Source organism: Streptomyces sp. NBC_00568, from assembly GCF_026341855.1.
Lineage (GTDB): Bacteria > Actinomycetota > Actinomycetes > Streptomycetales > Streptomycetaceae > Streptomyces.
This window is the reverse complement of the sequence record NZ_JAPENW010000001.1, coordinates 59,042-75,434: the sequence shown is the minus strand read 5'-3', so window position 1 is coordinate 75,434 and position 16,393 is coordinate 59,042. Positions and strand designations below refer to the sequence as shown.

The window sequence follows — 16,393 nt, the reverse complement described above, 5'->3', positions numbered from 1 at the left end:
ACGTGACGATTCTGGAGAACATCCGGGGACCACGCGACCTGAAGGCGCTGTCCGAGGCAGAAGTCGGTGAACTGGCCGAAGAGGTGAGGGAGTTCCTGGTGCACGCGGTCGCCAGGACCGGCGGTCACCTCGGACCCAATCTGGGAGTGGTGGAACTGTCCATCGCCCTCCACCGGGTCTTCGAGTCGCCTGTCGACCGCATCCTGTGGGACACCGGCCATCAGAGCTACGTGCACAAAATCCTGACGGGGCGTCAGGACTTCTCCAAGCTGCGTGGCAAGGGCGGCCTGTCCGGCTATCCCTCGCGCGAGGAGTCCGAGCACGACGTCATCGAGAACAGCCACGCCTCCACGGCGCTCGGCTGGGCGGACGGGCTCGCCAAGGCCCGCCAGGTGCAGGGCGAGAAGGGTCATGTCGTCGCGGTCATCGGCGACGGCGCGCTCACCGGCGGCATGGCGTGGGAGGCGCTGAACAACATCGCCGCCGCCAAGGACCGGCCTCTGATCATCGTCGTCAACGACAACGAACGCTCTTACGCGCCGACCATCGGCGGCCTCGCGAACCACCTCGCGACCCTGCGGACCACCGACAGCTACGAGCAGATCCTCGCCTGGGGCAAGGACGTCCTGCTGCGCACCCCCGTCGTCGGCAACACGATCTACGAGTCCCTGCACGGCGCGAAGAAGGGCTTCAAGGACGCCTTCGCGCCGCAGGGCATGTTCGAGGACCTCGGGCTCAAATACGTCGGACCGATCGACGGTCACGACCTCGGCGCCGTGGAGTCCGCCCTGCGCCGGGCGAAACGCTTCCACGGTCCCGTCCTCATCCACTGCCTGACGGAGAAGGGGCGCGGCTACGAGCCCGCGCTCGCCCACGAGGAGGACCACTTCCACACCGTCGGGGTGATGGACCCGCTCACCTGCGAGCCCCTCGCACCGTCCAACGGCCCCTCCTGGACCTCCGTGTTCGGCGACGAGATCGTCCGGATCGGCGAGGAGCGCGCGGACGTCGTGGCCATCACGGCGGCCATGCTGCATCCGGTGGGGCTCGGGAAGTTCGCCGAGAGGTTCCCCGACCGTGTGTGGGACGTCGGCATCGCCGAGCAGCACGCCACGGTCTCCGCGGCCGGACTCGCGACCGGCGGTCTCCACCCCGTCGTCGCCGTCTACGCGACCTTTCTCAACCGGGCCTTCGACCAGCTCCTCATGGACGTCGCCCTGCACCGCTGCGGCGTGACCTTCGTCCTCGACCGGGCCGGCATCACCGGTGTCGACGGCGCCTCGCACAACGGCATGTGGGACATGTCGATCCTCCAGGTCGTGCCCGGCCTCAGGATCGCCGCGCCGCGCGACGCCGACCAGCTGAGAGCCCAGCTGCGGGAGGCGGTCGCCGTCGACGACGCGCCGACGATGATCCGCTTCCCGAAGGAGTCGGTCGGCCCCGCGATCCCCGCGGTGGACCGCGTGGGCGGGCTCGACGTCCTGCACCGGGGCGAGCGCCCCGAGGTGCTGCTCGTCGCCGTGGGAGTGATGGCCCCGGTCTGCCTCCAGGCAGCCGACCTGCTGGAGGCCCGCGGCATCGGCTGCACCGTCGTCGACCCCCGCTGGGTCAAGCCCGTCGACCCGGCGCTGCCCCCGCTGGCCGCCGAGCACCGGCTCGTCGCCGTCGTCGAGGACAACAGCCGGGCCTCGGGCGTCGGCGCGGCCGTCGCGCTGGCCCTCGGGGACGCCGAAGTCGACGTGCCCGTCAGGCGGTTCGGCATCCCGGAGCAGTTCCTCGCGCACGCCAAGCGCGCCGAGGTGCTGGCCGACATCGGGCTCACGCCCGTGGAGATCGCCGGGCGGATCAGCGCCGGCCTGGCGGTCAAGGACGAGCGGTCCAAGGCGGCCGCCCACGAGCTGTCGAAGGCCGCCGACGTGCCGGCCGAGGATGAGTTGTCCAAGGAGAAGAAGGAATGACCGACCCTGCGGAGAAGGGGGAGTTCGACCTCGGCGCGCTCCTCGCCGAGCGCGGCGCCGAGCGCTACGAGCTGCACACGAAGTACCTGAACCACCAGCTCCCGCGCATGCTGCACACCATCGGATTCGACAAGGTCTACGAGCGGGCCGAGGGCGCGCACTTCTGGGACGCAGACGGCAACGACTACCTCGACATGCTCGCCGGATTCGGGGTGATGGGCCTCGGCCGCCACCACCCCGTCGTCCGGCAGGCGCTGCACGACGTCCTCGACGCCTCGCTCGCCGACCTCACCCGCTTCGACTGCCAGCCGTTGCCGGGTCTGCTCGCGGAGCGGCTGCTCACCCACAGCCCGCATCTGGACCGGGTGTTCTTCGGCAACAGCGGAACGGAAGCCGTCGAGACCGCGCTGAAGTTCGCCCGGTACGCCACCGGCAGGCCGCGGATCCTGTACTGCTCGCACGCCTTCCACGGACTGACCACCGGCTCCCTGTCCGTGAACGGCGAGGACGGCTTCCGCGACGGCTTCGCACCGCTGCTGCCCGACACCGCCGTCCCGCTCGGTGATCTCGACGCCCTGGCGAAGGAGCTGAAGAAGGGCGACATCGCCGCGCTGATCGTGGAACCGATCCAGGGCAAGGGCGTCCACGAGGCCCCGCCCGGATATCTGCGCGCCGCCCAGGAGCTGCTGCACCGGCACAAGGCCCTGCTCATCGCGGACGAGGTGCAGACCGGCCTCGGCCGGACCGGGGACTTCTACGCCTACCAGCACGAGGAGGGCGTCGAACCGGACCTGGTGTGCGTGGCCAAGGCGCTCTCCGGAGGCTATGTGCCGGTCGGCGCGACCCTCGGCAAGGACTGGATCTTCAAGAAGGTCTACTCCTCGATGGACCGGGTCCTCGTGCACTCGGCGAGCTTCGGTTCCAACGCGCAGGCCATGGCGGCGGGCCTCGCCGTGCTCTCCGTCATGGAGAACGACCAGATCGTCGCCAACGCCCGGGCCACCGGCGAACAGCTGAGGTCCCGGCTGGCCGCGCTGATCGACCGGTACGAGCTGCTCAGCGATGTGCGCGGCCGGGGCCTGATGATCGGCATCGAGTTCGGCCGGCCCAAGTCGCTCAAACTGCGCAGCCGCTGGACCATGTTGCAGGCCGCGCGCAAGGGCCTGTTCGCGCAGATGGTCGTCGTCCCGCTGCTCCAGCGGCACCGCATCCTCACCCAGGTCTCCGGCGACCACCTCGAAGTGATCAAGCTGATCCCGCCGCTGGTCATCGACGAGCACGATGTCGACCGGTTCGTGGAGGCCTTCACCGCGGTCATGGAGGACGCCCACAGCGGCGGCGGGCTGATGTGGGACTTCGGGAAGACGCTGGTGAAGCAGGCGGTGGCGAACCGCTGAGGCCCGCCGGGCCCGCCCTCTCCGGCGGGCCGACGGCGACGCGGCCGGGCTCTTTGCCTCTGGGGCAAGAAAATTGCCCCGGAGGCAATCATCGGGCTCAATGGACCTATGAGCCCCGATCCAGGGACGGTCGACGAGCCGTCCGACGAGCTGCACGCCGTGGCGCCCCGGCTCCGCGGGCTGCGCCGCGCCGGCTCCCTCACCCTGGAGGCCGCAGCCCGTGCCGCGGGACTCTCACCCGCCCATCTCTCCCGTCTGGAGACCGGGCAGCGCCAGCCCTCGCTGCCGATGCTGCTCACACTGGCCCGCGTCTACGGTACGACGGTCTCCGAACTGCTCGGCGAGACGGTCGCCGACCGTGACGCGATCGTGCGGGCCGGCGACATGGACCCGGCCCCGGCGGGCGGCTGGACCTACTGGCAGGCCGGTGCGGCCGGCCGCGGCATGCAGGCACTGCGCGTGCACGTCCCGTACGGCTCACAGGGCGACATCGTGCGCGTCCACCCCGGCGAGGAGTGGCTGTATGTTCTCCAGGGGCGGCTCAGGCTGCGCCTCGGGGACACCGCGCACGTGCTCGCACCGGGGGACAGCGCCCACTTCGACTCGCTCACCCCGCACCGCATCGCGGCCGCCGAGCGCGACGGGGCCGAGCTCCTCTTCGTACACACCCTCTTGCAGAGCCCCGTCGCCGCGCTGTGCCTCGGCGAGGCGACCGGCCACCCCACCCCGGGAGAGACGTCATGACCGAACCCACAGAACCCCGCCGGCGCTCCATGGAGGAGAAGTTCCCGCGCGCCCTGTGGGTACGGCTGATCATCTATGTCGCCGTCGGCCACCTCTTCGCGGCCTTCATCTACCTGCTCTTCACGCTGGGCGCGCAGAACCAGTAGCCCCTCGGCCGGGCGCGCGGGACGGGTGGACGCCCGGGCCCGGCGCGGGGAAGCGGTGGACGCCCGGGCCCGGCGCGCGGCTCAGTCCAGCAGTCGCCCGCGCAGGCGCTCCCGCAGCTCCGGCGTCAGGCCCAGGCCCTGCTCCAGATAGACGTCGACGCTGCCCCAGTTCTCCTCGATCGCCTCGAAGGCGGCCGTCAGGTACTCCGCGCGCGCGTCGAACAGGGGGCTGAGCAGCTCCATGACCTCGGGGGAGTACGCGGAGGCCGAGGAGTTGGTGCGGTGCACCTTGTAGCGGCGGTGCGCGGCGTTCGACTCCAGGTAGTCGGCCACGATCGCGTCCCGCTCGACGCCGAGGGCGAGCAGGGTGATGGCGATGGACAGTCCCGCGCGGTCCTTGCCGGCCGCGCAGTGCATCAGCGCGGGCACGCTGTCCTCGGCCATCGCGCGCAGCACCTGGGAGTGCTCGGCCGTGCGCTCCCTGATGATCCTGCGGTACGAGCCGATCATGCGGTCCGCGCCCTTGCCGTCGCCGAGGATCGCGTGCAGCTGGTCCAGGTCGCCGTCGCGGACCATCTTCCAGAACTCGCTGCCGTCGGCCGGGTCGGACAGGGGCAGATTCACGTTCCGCACGCCCGGCAGCTCGACGTCCGGGCCCTCCAGCTTCTGATCCGCGGCGTTGCGGAAGTCGAAGATCGTGTGGAGCCCCAGGGAGGCGAGGAACGCGGCGTCCTCCTCCGTGGCGTGCGCGAGGTGGCCGCTGCGGAACAGGTGCCCGTAACGCACTCGTCGGCCGTCCGCGGTGGGCAGTCCGCCCACGTCGCGGAAGTTGCGCACTCCGCCGAGCTCGGGCTCGGTCGACGGGACCTGCTGCGTCACGGGGGCTCCTCCCATTCGGCCGTCGGCGTCGCCCGGCTGGACTCGGCGCCACTCGTCGGCAGTTGTCTTCGGCTCGCGCTCTCGACGATACGACATGGGTTCCTGAGGCAATGAGTTGTCCACAGCCGACGCCTCAGGGCGCGAGGCGCCCATGATCATGTCGGTCCCGATCGGGCCTGGTCGACACCGCGGGGCCGATCATCGAGATCGGCGCGGATGCCCGGACCTGGCCTCTTTTGCGGGGCGAGTGGCGGTGAGGCGTTCGCGGGGCGAGTGGCGGTCACGCGACACACGTCACCGACCATGCGGCGGTCGCGACGCGCGTCACCGGACGCGACGAGCCGCCGCGTCCGCACCGGGCCCGGGGATCACCTCCGGCGCCCGCGCGCCGAGGTACGGCGCCGTGCCGGGCCGGCCACCTGGCTCACAGAATGAGCGAGCCGGGACCTCACATAAGTGCACGAGTGCTGAGAAAGCGATCAAATCGGCACAGATGTGACGTCACCGCATCACGGTGCGCGGACCGGACTCGGCGAGAGTCCGGATGTGACGGATATCCGTTGGCGTCGCATGTGACTGTTCTGTCCGAAATAGCGCCTTCATTCCAACTGTCCCTGAAATAAGGCACCGTGGGACGAGTCGCGTGAGGAGCGTCATATTCGTGACGATGCGTTGCCGTCCCCATTTCTCAACCGGCCCGCATTCCCGGGCGGGTTGAAGGGCCGTAAAGATCGTCATTCCACAGAGGGTGACGGCAATTCCCGCATGGATCAAGAAAGGTGAGCGCACAGAAACCGCACATAGTTGTCGACGCGCTCTCATCTCGCTTACGTTCTGCCTCAATCCGGACGGACGCCCAATCCTGCCGCCGCCCGGAATCCGCACACTCACCCGTACACGGCAGGAGCGGGGGACCCACAGGTTCCGTGCCTGGTCCGGTCTCCGGAACAGGCTAGGGGTACAGCCGCGCAGCAGCGTGGCCGGGCATCTCCAGCCCGCACCCGACAGCTCACCTCGCAGGCGCCGGAGAGGAATTCGTCATGCCCGCCAAGGGTAAGCACCGCCGTCCGAAGTCCCTGCGTCTCACCCGCTCGATCGCCGTGGCCGGCACCGGTGGCGCCGCGCTCGCGCTGCCTCTGATGGGAGCCACCGGCGCCCACGCCGCGACCCCGGCCACCGCCGTCGCGCAGCACGTCGAGAAGGCCGCGACCGCCGCTCCCGCGGCCAAGAAGGCCGCCACGACGAAGACGTACGCGGTGAAGTCCGGCGACTACCTCTCGAAGATCGCCGACGAGCACAACGTCACCGGCGGCTGGAAGAAGATCTACTCCGACAACCGCTCGGCCATCGGCAGCGACCCGTCGCTGATCCACCCCGGTCTGAAGCTGTCCCTCGGCAAGAAGGCCGTCTCCGCCGGCGCCACCCACTCGTCCGCCCGGACGAAGGCTCCTGCGGCGAAGGCTCCCGCGGCGAAGGCCCCCGCGGCCAAGGCCGAGAAGGCGACCACGGCCACCAACGCGGCCTCCGCCAGCAGCAGTTCCGGCTACACCCTGCCCGTCGACGGCGCCACCCTCGGCACCAGCTACAAGCTGGCGGGCAGCATGTGGTCCAGCGGCTACCACACGGGCGTGGACTTCGTGGTCCCGACCGGCACCACGATCAAGTCCATCGCCGCGGGCACGGTCGTCTCCGCGGGCTGGGGCGGCGCCTACGGCAACCAGGTCGTCATCCAGCACGCCGACGGCCGGTACTCCCAGTACGCCCACATGTCGTCCCTGTCCGTCTCGGCGGGGCAGACCGTGACCGAGGGCCAGCAGATCGGCCTCTCCGGCGCGACCGGCAACGTCACCGGCCCGCACCTGCACTTCGAGGTCCGCACCACGCCGGACTACGGCTCGGACGTCGACCCCGTCGCGTACCTGCGCGCGCACGGTGTCACGGTCAACTGACGCCCGCCCCTGAAGCCAAGCCCTGCTCCTGACGGCAGGACTGCCTCCGAAGGCCGGACCCCACGATCCCCGGGGTCCGGCCTTCGGTGTCTCTCGTGCAAGGCGCGTGACCGCCGCTGAGCGATTTCCTGTGATTTCCGCTGCCCGTGGGTGGTCGCTGCTTCAACAGCCTTGATCGGAGCCCTATTCCGGAGTTGACCAATACTTGGCCAGTGGCCTTTCTCACCGCACGTCAACCCTTCCCTACGGTCGCGTAGCTCACATCCGAGGGTGAATCATGGCTCGATGTGGCAGACGATTCGAAGAGTGACAACAGATCAGTGATCGGGTCGTACGTGGCGGTGGGGGACAGCTTCACCGAGGGCGTCGGCGACCCTGGGCCCGACGGGGCCTTCGTCGGTTGGGCGGACCGGTTCGCGGTCCTTCTCGCGGACCGGCGTCCCGAGGGCGATTTCACCTATACCAATCTCGCCGTGCGCGGCAAACTGCTCGACCAGATCGTCGAGACCCAGCTCCTGCGGGCGAAGGAACTCGGCCCGGACCTGGTCTCGTTCTGCGCGGGCGGCAACGACATCATCCGGCCCGGCACCGACCCCGACGAGGTCGCGGAACGCTTCGAGCGCGCGATCATCGACCTCACCTCCGCCGTCGGCACCGTCATGGTGACCACCGGCTTCGACACCCGTGGCGTCCCCGTGCTGAAGCATCTGCGCGGCAAGATCGCCACGTACAACGGACATGTGCGGGCCATCGCGGACCGCTACGGCTGTCCCGTCCTCGACCTCTGGTCCCTGAAGACGATCCAGGACCGCCGCGCCTGGGACGGCGACCGCCTGCACCTCTCGCCCGAGGGCCACACCCGGGTGGCGCTCCGTGCCGGACAGGTGCTGGGCCTCGAGGTGCCCGCCGACCCGGACCAGCCCTGGCCGCCCCTGCCGCCGCGCGGCACGCTCGAGATGCGGCGCGACAACATCCAGTGGGCGCGCGAGTATCTGGTCCCGTGGATCGGCCGGCGGCTGCGCGGGGAGTCCTCGGGCGACCATGTGGCGGCCAAGGGTGCCCTGTCACCGGACGACATCAAGATGCGCATCGAGTCGGTGGCCTGAGACGCGACGACCCCCGTCGCGGCGCCACGGGCGGCGAGGGTACGGGCCTGACTCGGCCGGTCGGGCGCAGGTCCGGCGCAGGTCCGGCGCAGGTCCGGTGACGGCGCCCGGGGCGGACCGGGCCGACCGGTGAGGTGCCGGCGACGGAGTGGCGCGGACGGGGCAACGGGGCTGGGCACACGGGAACGGGCACGCGGAAGTGGGCCCGGGATCGGGCCCTGGAACGGGAATGGGCCCGGGGCGGACCGGGCCGACCGGTGAGGTGCCGGCGACGGCGACGGAGTGGCGCGGACGGGGCAACGGGGCTGGGCACACGGGAACGGGCCCGGGAACGGGAATGGGCCCGGGAATGGGCACTGGAACGAGTGCCCTGGAACGGGAATGGGCCCGGGAATGGGCACTGGAACGAGTGCCCTGGAACGGGAATGGGCCCGGGAATGGGCACTGGAACGAGTGCCCTGGAACGGGAATGGGTGCTCGGGAACGGGCATGGGCACGGGTGCCCGGAAGGGGCACGGGAACGGGCCCATGCAAGTGGGGCGCCGTGCCCAGCCCTAGCGCACTGCCGCCACCAACGCCTCGCGTTCGAGGCCCAGTTCGCGGGCGAGGGCCTCGTCCGCCCACTCCTGGGTCCGGGCCCGTGACACGGCGCCCGCGTACGCCGTCATCTGGACGGCCAGGCCGTCCAGCAGCGCCGTGAGCCGGAGGGCCGCACTCGTGGGGTCCGGGCAGCGGAACTCGCCCGCGGCCACGCCCTCCGCGATGACCTCGGTGATCGCGGCCTTCCACTGCCTGTCCAGATCGCGGGTGACCTCGCGCAGCGCGGGCTCGCGCAGGGCGGCGGCCCAGCCCTCGATCCACAGGCGCCAGCCCTTTGCCTGGCCGGTCGGGGCGTACCAGCGCACGGCGGTACGGAGGCGTCGCAGTGCGGTAGTACGGCGGCCGAGCAGCTTGCGGAGATGGGCGAGGTCGTCCTCGGCCGCGTAGGTGAACGCGGCGGCGACCAGCTTCTCCTTCGTCGAGAAGTGGTACAGCACCAGCGCGTTGCTCACCCCGAGGGACGAGGCCACGTCGGCGATCCGTACCGCCGCCACGCCCCGCGCCTGGATCTGCTCGACGGCGGCGCGCAGCAACTCCTCACGCCGCTCCGCCACGCTCAACCGCACTCTCGCCACGCGGCAACCCTACACAGCCCCCTCGGAGAAGAGGCCCCGCGGGAGTTGACCCCTCCCTCGGCTCCCTCGACGGCCCGACCCGCTCGGGCGACTCCGGCCGGCAACCCGGCGACGGAAGGCGGGGCAGATGCTCAGGGCTGCGCGGACGTCATCCGTACCACCCGAATCGCTCCGCGATGACCGGCAGCCGGTCGGTGACGATGGCGTGGGCGGCTGCCCGCGGTGTCGTGCCGTCGGCCTCGGCGCGGGCGAGTGTCTGGTCGATCAGGGCGCGCATCGAGCGCCGGGTGTGGGCGAACGCCTCGTCCGCGTCGGCGCCGATGTCGCCGAACAGCGTCCACCACCACCAGGCGTTCGTGCCGGAGTTGACCACCACGTCCGGCAGGACGGTGACCCCGCGCGCGGCGAGCAGGGTCTCCGCGTCCGCCAGGACGGGCATGTTGGCCGCCTCCACGATCCAACGGGCCCTGATCCCGGCCTGGTTCGCCGTGTCGATCGCGTACGACACGGCGGCGGGCACCAGAACCTCGGCATCGGCGGACAACCAGGCGTCACCCGGGAGTTCACGGTCGGCGCCGCGCAGCACCCCGCGGTCGACCGTCCCGTACGCGTCCCGCCCGGCGAGCAGCGCCTCGACGTCGAGTCCGTCCGGGTTCGCGATCGTTCCCTTGACGTCGGCGACGGCCACGATGCTGAGCCCCGCACGGGACAGGAAGCGCGCCGTGGCCCCGCCCATGGTGCCGAGGCCCTGCACGGCGACGCGTGTACCGGCGTACTCCACCCCGGCCCGGTCCAGGGCCGCGAGGACCGACTCGGCGACGCCGCAGCCGCCGACCAGTTCGTCGAGGCCGATGCCGTCCACCTCGACCGCGAAGGCGTCCGCGAGCCGGTTGCGGGCCGCCGTCTCGTCGTCGAGCAGCGGGTACACGGCCTGGATGGACGAGACGAGCCCGGCCTCCTCGGCGGCCCGGTCGACCAGGTCCTGGGTGAGCCCGAGGTCCTCGCCGGTGGTCCAGAAGGCCTCGATGTAGGGGCGCATGGCGCGCAGGTAGCGCACCAGCAGGCCGTACGCCGCCGGGTCCTGGGGATCGCAGTCGATACCGCCCTTGGCGCCGCCCAGCGGGATGTACCGGCCCTCGGGGTTGTAGTGCAGGGCCTCTTTCATGGTCATGCCACGGGCGAGCCCGGTGACCTCCTCCAGCGTGCAGCCGGGCCGCATCCGCAGACCGCCGCTGGAGACGCCGCGCACGAGCCGGTCGACGACGAGGAAGCCCGGGCGGCCGGTGACATGGTCCGTCCAGGTGAGCGTCATCAGGGGGGCGGTCATCGGGTCTCCTCGGGGATGGCGATCAGGGTGGGGCCGGGGGTGCGCAGTGCCTCGGTGAGCGCGGCGGTCAGCTCGTCCGGGCTGCACGCGTGCGTGCCCTGTCCTCCGTAGGCGCGGGCCAGGGCGGGCAGGTCGACCGGTGCGAGGTCGACCGCCGTGGGGGTGTCGCCCCGGGCGGCCATCTCGTCGCGGATCTCCCCGTAGCCGCCGTTGTCGAACACCACGACGGGCAGCGGGAGGTGGAGCTGTGCCGCGGTCGCCAGTTCCTGCACCGTGAACTGGAGGCCGCCGTCCCCGCTGAGTGCCACCACCTGGCGGTCGGGGCAGGCGGTCCTGGCGCCGATCGCCGCTGGCAGCGCGTAGCCGAGCGTGCCGAAGCCGGTCGGGTGAAGATAGCGGCCCTCGGGGCCGAGCGGGAGGTGCGGGAGCGCTCCGTAGTAGCAGCACTGGGCGCTGTCCGAGGTGATCACGGCGTCTTCGGCGAGGACGGAACGGACGGCCCGCAGGTACGGCATCCAGCGGGCGTCGCGCCGCGCGGTCTCGGCGTTCCGCGCGGCCCGCAGGACTCCGGCCCGCAGGACGGGGTCCTCGTCCGCCACGCGCGCGTGGCGGCGCGGGCCGCCGGACCCTTCCACGGCCGCGAGCAGGGCCGTCAGGGAGACCCGGGCGTCGCCGACGACGGCGATGTCCGCCGGGAGGCCGGCGTACATCTGGTCCGGGTCCAGGTCCACGCGGATCAGCGTGCCGTTCAGGGCGGGCGGCGCGGTCCAGAGATCGGACTCGGCGAGTTCGGTGCCGACGGCGAGCACGGCGTCGCGTTCCGCGAGCCAGCCCAGGACCGAGGGGCTGTGGAGGGAGACGCCGAGGGACAGCGGGTGGGTCTCGGGGACGATCCCCTTGCCGTTGGCCGTGGTGAGGACCGGAGCGCCCAGCTCCTCGGCGAGGGCGAGGCCCGGGACGGCGGCGCCGCGCGCGCCGCCGCCGAGCACGAGCGCCGGACGGCGTGCCCCGCGCAGGACTCCGGCGGCCCGCTCCACGGCCGCCGCGTCGGGGGTGAGGGGGAGGACGGGAGGGGTGATGCGGACGGGGCCCGTCTCCTCGGCGGCCTCCAGGAGATCGAGGGGTATCTCGATGTGCGCGGGGCGCGGCCGGCGGGTGCGGAACAGGGTGAAGGCGCGCGCCACCGCGGCGTCGATCTCCGCGACCGAGGACACGCGGTGACTGAAGGCGGCCACGCCCCGCAGGGTCTCCGTCTGGCTGCGCGTCTCGTGCAGCAGGCCGGTCGCGAGACGGGGGTGGCGCAGGGGCATCCCGGGGGAGACGACGAGCAGCGGCACGCTGTCCGAGTAGGCCTGGCCGATGGCCGCCGCCGCGTTCAGCAGGGCGGGACCGGTCGTCGTGATCACGACACCCGGGCGCTGGGTCACGCGCGCGTAGCCGTCGGCGGCGTATCCGGCTCCCTGCTCGTGGCGGGTCAGGAGGTGCCGGATGCCGTACGAGGACAGATGGCGGTAGATCTCCAGGTTGTGCGTTCCGGGGATGCCGAAGACCTGGGTCACGGCGTGGCCCCGCAGGGCGCGGACGAGGGCCTCGCCGCCGGTGATCGTCTCGCCCATCACGGGCTCCGCGTGATGACGCGCCGCACGATGCCCGAGACGTCCTCGGTCACGGTCGGCCCGGCGTGGCGGTCGGACACGGTGCCTCCAGGGAGCGGACGGGCGGACGCGACCCGTGGGCCACGGGGACGATTCCCGTACTACTGAATCATGAGTCAGTATCGGAACGAGGGCCGGGTCATGTCAACGCACGGGATCGACCATCGGGTGAGGGTGCCGGAGGGACGCTCGTCGCGCGGTGGTGTACGAGAACGTTTCGCTTCCGAGGAAGAACCGCGTGCGCGCCGGGGTTGAGCACATACAGACCCGGGGCCATGGACATCGCGCTGTGACCGGGGCGACCCGGCGCTGTCAGAGGCGACGACCATAATGAAAGCCTGACCGACTCCTTCTGGAGGTATCCGTGACCGGTTTCCGTACCTTGAGCTCCGGGCTCCGCGCTCTGCGGCCCGCCGCCTTCGGCGCGGATCCGGGGGGTGCGCGCATGGAGCGCATCCGCAACTCGCCGAACTTCGCGGACGGTGTCTTCCAGAACCCGGAGCCTGCCCGGACCCGCCCCGACGGCTCGATGGTGGAGTTCGCGAAGGCCTACTTCCGCAGCGAGGAGCGGGCCCACCGCGCCCCGACCGGCACGGTGCCGGTGCACGCCACGACCCTTGCCGACCTGGCCAAACCCGCCGCGACCGGGCTGCGGCTCACCTGGATGGGGCACTCCAGCGTGCTCGCCGAGATCGACGGCCACCGCGTGCTGTTCGACCCGGTGTGGGGTGAGCGCTGTTCTCCGTTCGCCTTCGCCGGTCCCAAGCGGCTCCATCCTGTGCCCCTGCCGCTGGCCGCGCTCGGCGCGGTCGACGTCGTGGTGATCTCGCACGACCACTACGACCACCTCGACATGCCCACGATCAAGGCGCTGGCCGACACGGACACGGTGTTCGCGGTGCCGCTCGGCGTCGGCGCCCACCTGGAGCACTGGGGCATCTCGGCGGACCGCGTGCGCGAGCTGGACTGGCAGGAGTCGACGAAGGTCGGCGGAATCACCCTGACGGCGACACCGGCGCGCCACTTCTGTGGTCGCGGACTGCGCAACACGCAGCACACCCTGTGGGCCTCCTGGGTCGCCGAGGGCGATGCGCACCGGATCTACCACAGCGGTGACACCGGCTACTTCGACGGCTTCAAGGACATCGGTGCCGCCCACGGCCCGTTCGACGCCACGATGATCCAGATCGGCGCGTACAGCGAGTTCTGGCCCGACATCCACATGACGCCCGAGGAGGGGATGCGCTCTCACCTCGACCTCCAGGGCGGGCAGCCCTCCGGAGTGATGCTGCCGATCCACTGGGCGACGTTCAACCTCTCGACCCACGCCTGGGCCGACCCGGGAGAGGGCACCGTGGCCGCCGCCCGCGCGGCCGGAGCGCGTGTCGCGCTGCCGCGGCCCGGCGAGCCCTTCGAGCCCACGGCCGAGACGGTCCCCTCCGAGCCGTGGTGGCGTGGTGTGGCCCGTGCGCCGAAGGGCGGCTGGCCGGTCGTCGAGCAGACCGTCGCCGACACGCCGGGTGACGTCGGGCGCACCTCCGCGGAGGGCACCGGAGAGCCGGAAACGGTGCCTGCGGGCTGATCATCCGACCTGAGGCGAGGGCCGAGGAGCGCCATGCTCCTCGGCCCTCGCCGTTTGTTTGCGACCGCTTCTGACCAGCTCCGATCGGATCCGGGTGTGGCGCGAACGTGTGTCCGACGGTGATATCGGTCAGCCGTACGACGGCTCATACCAGAGCGGGATGTCGGCTGGGGGAGTTTGTCAACAGCCCACCGCACATGATGCGTTGGCGACTACTGTCAGTTGCCGTCGGGCGACGCAGGGCCGATTTCTTCGGCTCTCTCGACCGGCACCGCGATGGCACATGCCCGAGTCGCGCAGACCCGCGGGAGCCCCGTGCCCCCGACGCATCCAGTACGAGGACGCCGATGTCTCACCTTCGCGCACCGGCCGCACGCGCAGACCGCCGTGAGGGCGGACGGCACGGACGACCGGTCGCCCGCGCCACCTCTTCGCTGCCCGAGACGCACCTGCGGCCCCAGCTGCTGCGCCTCGCGGTGCTGCCGCCGACCGCGGTGGCCCTCAGCGCGTGCGCCGCCGTACTGTTCACCGTCCGCTCCACCGGAGCCCGGCCCGGCCTCACCCTGTGGGCCGTCCTGGCCGGAGCCGTGAGCGTGGCCCTGGCCGGCATCCTGATCGCCGCCGTGGCAGCCGATCGCGCCGCCACGTCCGTCCGGGAACGCATAGGAGCCCTGCGCCGCGCCAGCGCCCGCACCGAGGCCGATCTGCGCGCCGTCGTCGAGGGGCTGCGCCGCGGCGAGAACCCGCCCGAGCGCAAGACGCGCCGCCGGCCTCCCGCGGACGCCGACGAATTCGAACTGCTCGCCGCGGACATGTCCCGTGCCCACGACGGCGCCGTCGCCGCCGTCGTGCAGGCCGCGCAGCTCTCCAGCCACGCCGGCAGCGAACAGAAGGTCGAGGTCTTCGTCAATCTGGCCCGGCGCCTGCAGTCCCTCGTGCACCGCGAGATCTCCATCCTCGACGAGCTGGAGAACGAGATCGAGGACCCGGACCTCCTCAAGGGGCTCTTCCACGTCGACCACCTCGCCACCCGGATCAGGCGCCACGCCGAGAACCTGGCCGTGCTCGGCGGCGCCGTCTCGCGCCGTCAGTGGAGCAACCCCGTCTCCATGACCGAGGTGCTGCGCTCCGCGATCGCCGAGGTCGAGCAGTACTCGCGGGTCAAGCTCGTACCCCCGATCGAAGGCACCCTGCGCGGCCACGCGGTCGCCGACGTCATCCACCTGCTCGCCGAACTCGTCGAGAACGCCACGGTGTTCTCCGCCCCGCACACCCAAGTGCTGCTGCGCGTCAATCTCGTCACCTCGGGACTGGCCATCGAGGTCGAGGACCGCGGGCTCGGCATGCAGCCGGGCGAACAGGACAGGATGAACGCCCTGCTCACCGACCCCGACCAGGTCAGCGTCGCCGGCCTGCTCCAGGACGGGCGCATCGGTCTGTTCGTGGTCTCGCAGCTCGCCCGCAGGCACGGCATCCACGTCCGGCTCCAGGGCAACATCTACGGCGGTGTCCAGGCCGTACTCGTCGTCCCACAGGCGCTGTTGGGCGCGAGGCCCGGTGCTCTGGGGGACGGGGGCGTGACGCAGGGGCCGCGTCAGGAGACCAGCGGCGGGACCCGGCCGTCCCTCGGACCCGGGCCCACGCCGCCCGCACCGGCGCAGGTCCCGGTCGCTCCCGCGGGCCGCATGGTCGCCCCCGTGCCACGGCAGTCGCAGCGGGAGCCGGTACGGGGGGAGCGGACACCTCCGCGCGTCGTGCCGGGCGAGCCGGTCGCGGGACGCGGCGGTCCCACACCGCTCCCCGTGCGCGGCGCCCGCGCGGAGCGGCCCAATCCGGCCGAGGCCGTGCCCGGCATCCGCCCCGAGGACCGGCTCACCGCCGCCGAGAACGCGGCCATGCCGCCCACGCCGCGCTCCGGCGTCGTCCGAGGCACCATGGGCAAGCCCCATCTGCCCAAGCGGCGGGCTCAGGAGCACATCGTTCCCCAGCTGCGCGAAGGCCCGGCTCCCCGCCAGGACACGGAGTACGTCGTCGGGCACGACCCGGGTCTCATGGCGGCGTTCCAGCGCGGGATCGGGCTCGCCGAGGCCGTCCACGCGGACACGGCGGACCTGGAGGAGCCGGAGCCGGCCCGGGGGGCGTCGGCGGCGGCCGCCCCGGCGTCGTTCCCGGACCGGGCGCGCCTGGAGCGGCCGCGCCTGGAAGCACCGCGCGCGGACGGCGCGGCGCGGGTCCACGGGGAGTCCTCCACGGACACCCCTCTCGGCGGCGGCGACCCCAGCGACGTACCCCTGAAGTACGGCACCCCGACGGCGTTCCTGGGCGAAGCCCGCACGACGCACGCGCCCGCGCCGCACGGAGCGCGCGACACCGCGTCCGTTCACGACCGCACCACCCGGCACGACGGGAGCGCACCGGCCGGATGACCACCCCCACACCCACCCCCACCGCTCCCGCTGACCTTCGTACCCCAAG

12 protein-coding genes and 1 riboswitch are annotated in these 16,393 nt (G+C 71.9%); of the genes, 8 read left to right on the top strand and 4 right to left on the bottom strand.

The genetic code is table 11. The annotated features are described in order from the left end of the window. Positions 1–2: 2 nt before the first annotated feature. From dxs to OOK38_RS00320, 4 genes are all read left to right on the top strand, one after another. Positions 3–1,958: a 1-deoxy-D-xylulose-5-phosphate synthase gene (gene dxs, locus OOK38_RS00335; protein WP_266848001.1), complete on the top strand. Its 1,956-nt coding sequence runs from the start codon at positions 3–5 to the stop codon at positions 1,956–1,958. Further along, positions 1,955–3,355: an aspartate aminotransferase family protein gene (locus OOK38_RS00330; RefSeq protein WP_266764106.1), complete on the top strand. Its 1,401-nt coding sequence runs from the start codon at positions 1,955–1,957 to the stop codon at positions 3,353–3,355. The genes dxs and OOK38_RS00330 overlap by 4 nt, the downstream gene beginning before the upstream one ends. A gap of 108 nt (positions 3,356–3,463) precedes the next feature. Beyond that, positions 3,464–4,099 (top strand): helix-turn-helix domain-containing protein, encoded by a 636-nt coding sequence (locus OOK38_RS00325; protein WP_266764107.1) that lies wholly within the window; start codon positions 3,464–3,466, stop codon positions 4,097–4,099. After that, on the top strand, positions 4,096–4,245 hold the full coding sequence (locus OOK38_RS00320) for a DUF6126 family protein (RefSeq protein ID WP_266764108.1): 150 nt from the start codon (positions 4,096–4,098) through the stop codon (positions 4,243–4,245). The genes OOK38_RS00325 and OOK38_RS00320 overlap by 4 nt, the downstream gene beginning before the upstream one ends. 81 nt (positions 4,246–4,326) lie before the next feature. Here OOK38_RS00320 and OOK38_RS00315 read toward each other — a convergent pair whose 3' ends face one another. Then, entirely contained in the window at positions 4,327–5,124 is a 798-nt protein-coding gene (locus OOK38_RS00315) for a tyrosine-protein phosphatase (protein ID WP_266764109.1), read from the bottom strand. Positions 5,125–6,002: 878 nt separating this feature from the next. Continuing rightward, positions 6,003–6,160: riboswitch (cyclic di-AMP (ydaO/yuaA leader) on the top strand. Positions 6,161–6,164: 4 nt separating this feature from the next. Between OOK38_RS00315 and OOK38_RS00310 the strand changes: the two genes are divergently transcribed. Beyond that, positions 6,165–7,073 carry a LysM peptidoglycan-binding domain-containing M23 family metallopeptidase gene (locus OOK38_RS00310; RefSeq protein WP_266847999.1) on the top strand — a complete coding sequence of 303 codons (909 nt, stop codon included), beginning with the start codon at positions 6,165–6,167 and terminating at the stop codon, positions 7,071–7,073. A gap of 320 nt (positions 7,074–7,393) precedes the next feature. Continuing rightward, positions 7,394–8,179 carry an SGNH/GDSL hydrolase family protein gene (locus OOK38_RS00305; RefSeq protein WP_266765948.1) on the top strand — a complete coding sequence of 262 codons (786 nt, stop codon included), beginning with the start codon at positions 7,394–7,396 and terminating at the stop codon, positions 8,177–8,179. Between the two features lie 554 nt (positions 8,180–8,733). Here OOK38_RS00305 and OOK38_RS00300 read toward each other — a convergent pair. The 3 genes from OOK38_RS00300 to OOK38_RS00290 form a co-directional block, all read right to left on the bottom strand. Beyond that, entirely contained in the window at positions 8,734–9,354 is a 621-nt protein-coding gene (locus OOK38_RS00300; protein ID WP_266764111.1) for a TetR/AcrR family transcriptional regulator, read from the bottom strand. A 148-nt stretch (positions 9,355–9,502) separates the two neighbouring features. Continuing rightward, positions 9,503–10,681, bottom strand: coding sequence for a Glu/Leu/Phe/Val dehydrogenase dimerization domain-containing protein (locus OOK38_RS00295; protein ID WP_266764112.1), 1,179 nt, complete (start codon positions 10,679–10,681; stop codon positions 9,503–9,505). Further along, a complete protein-coding gene (locus OOK38_RS00290) occupies positions 10,678–12,297 on the bottom strand; it encodes a thiamine pyrophosphate-binding protein (protein ID WP_266847998.1) in 1,620 nt (539 codons plus the stop codon). The genes OOK38_RS00295 and OOK38_RS00290 overlap by 4 nt, the downstream gene beginning before the upstream one ends. Positions 12,298–12,700: 403 nt before the next feature. Between OOK38_RS00290 and OOK38_RS00285 the strand changes: the two genes are divergently transcribed. Then, the gene (locus tag OOK38_RS00285; protein ID WP_266847996.1) at positions 12,701–13,918 is read left to right on the top strand and encodes an MBL fold metallo-hydrolase; all 1,218 of its coding nucleotides are present in this window, start codon (positions 12,701–12,703) and stop codon (positions 13,916–13,918) included. Between the two features lie 347 nt (positions 13,919–14,265). Next, the gene (locus OOK38_RS00280) at positions 14,266–16,344 is read left to right on the top strand and encodes a sensor histidine kinase KdpD (protein ID WP_266847994.1); all 2,079 of its coding nucleotides are present in this window, start codon (positions 14,266–14,268) and stop codon (positions 16,342–16,344) included. Positions 16,345–16,393 lie beyond the last annotated feature (49 nt).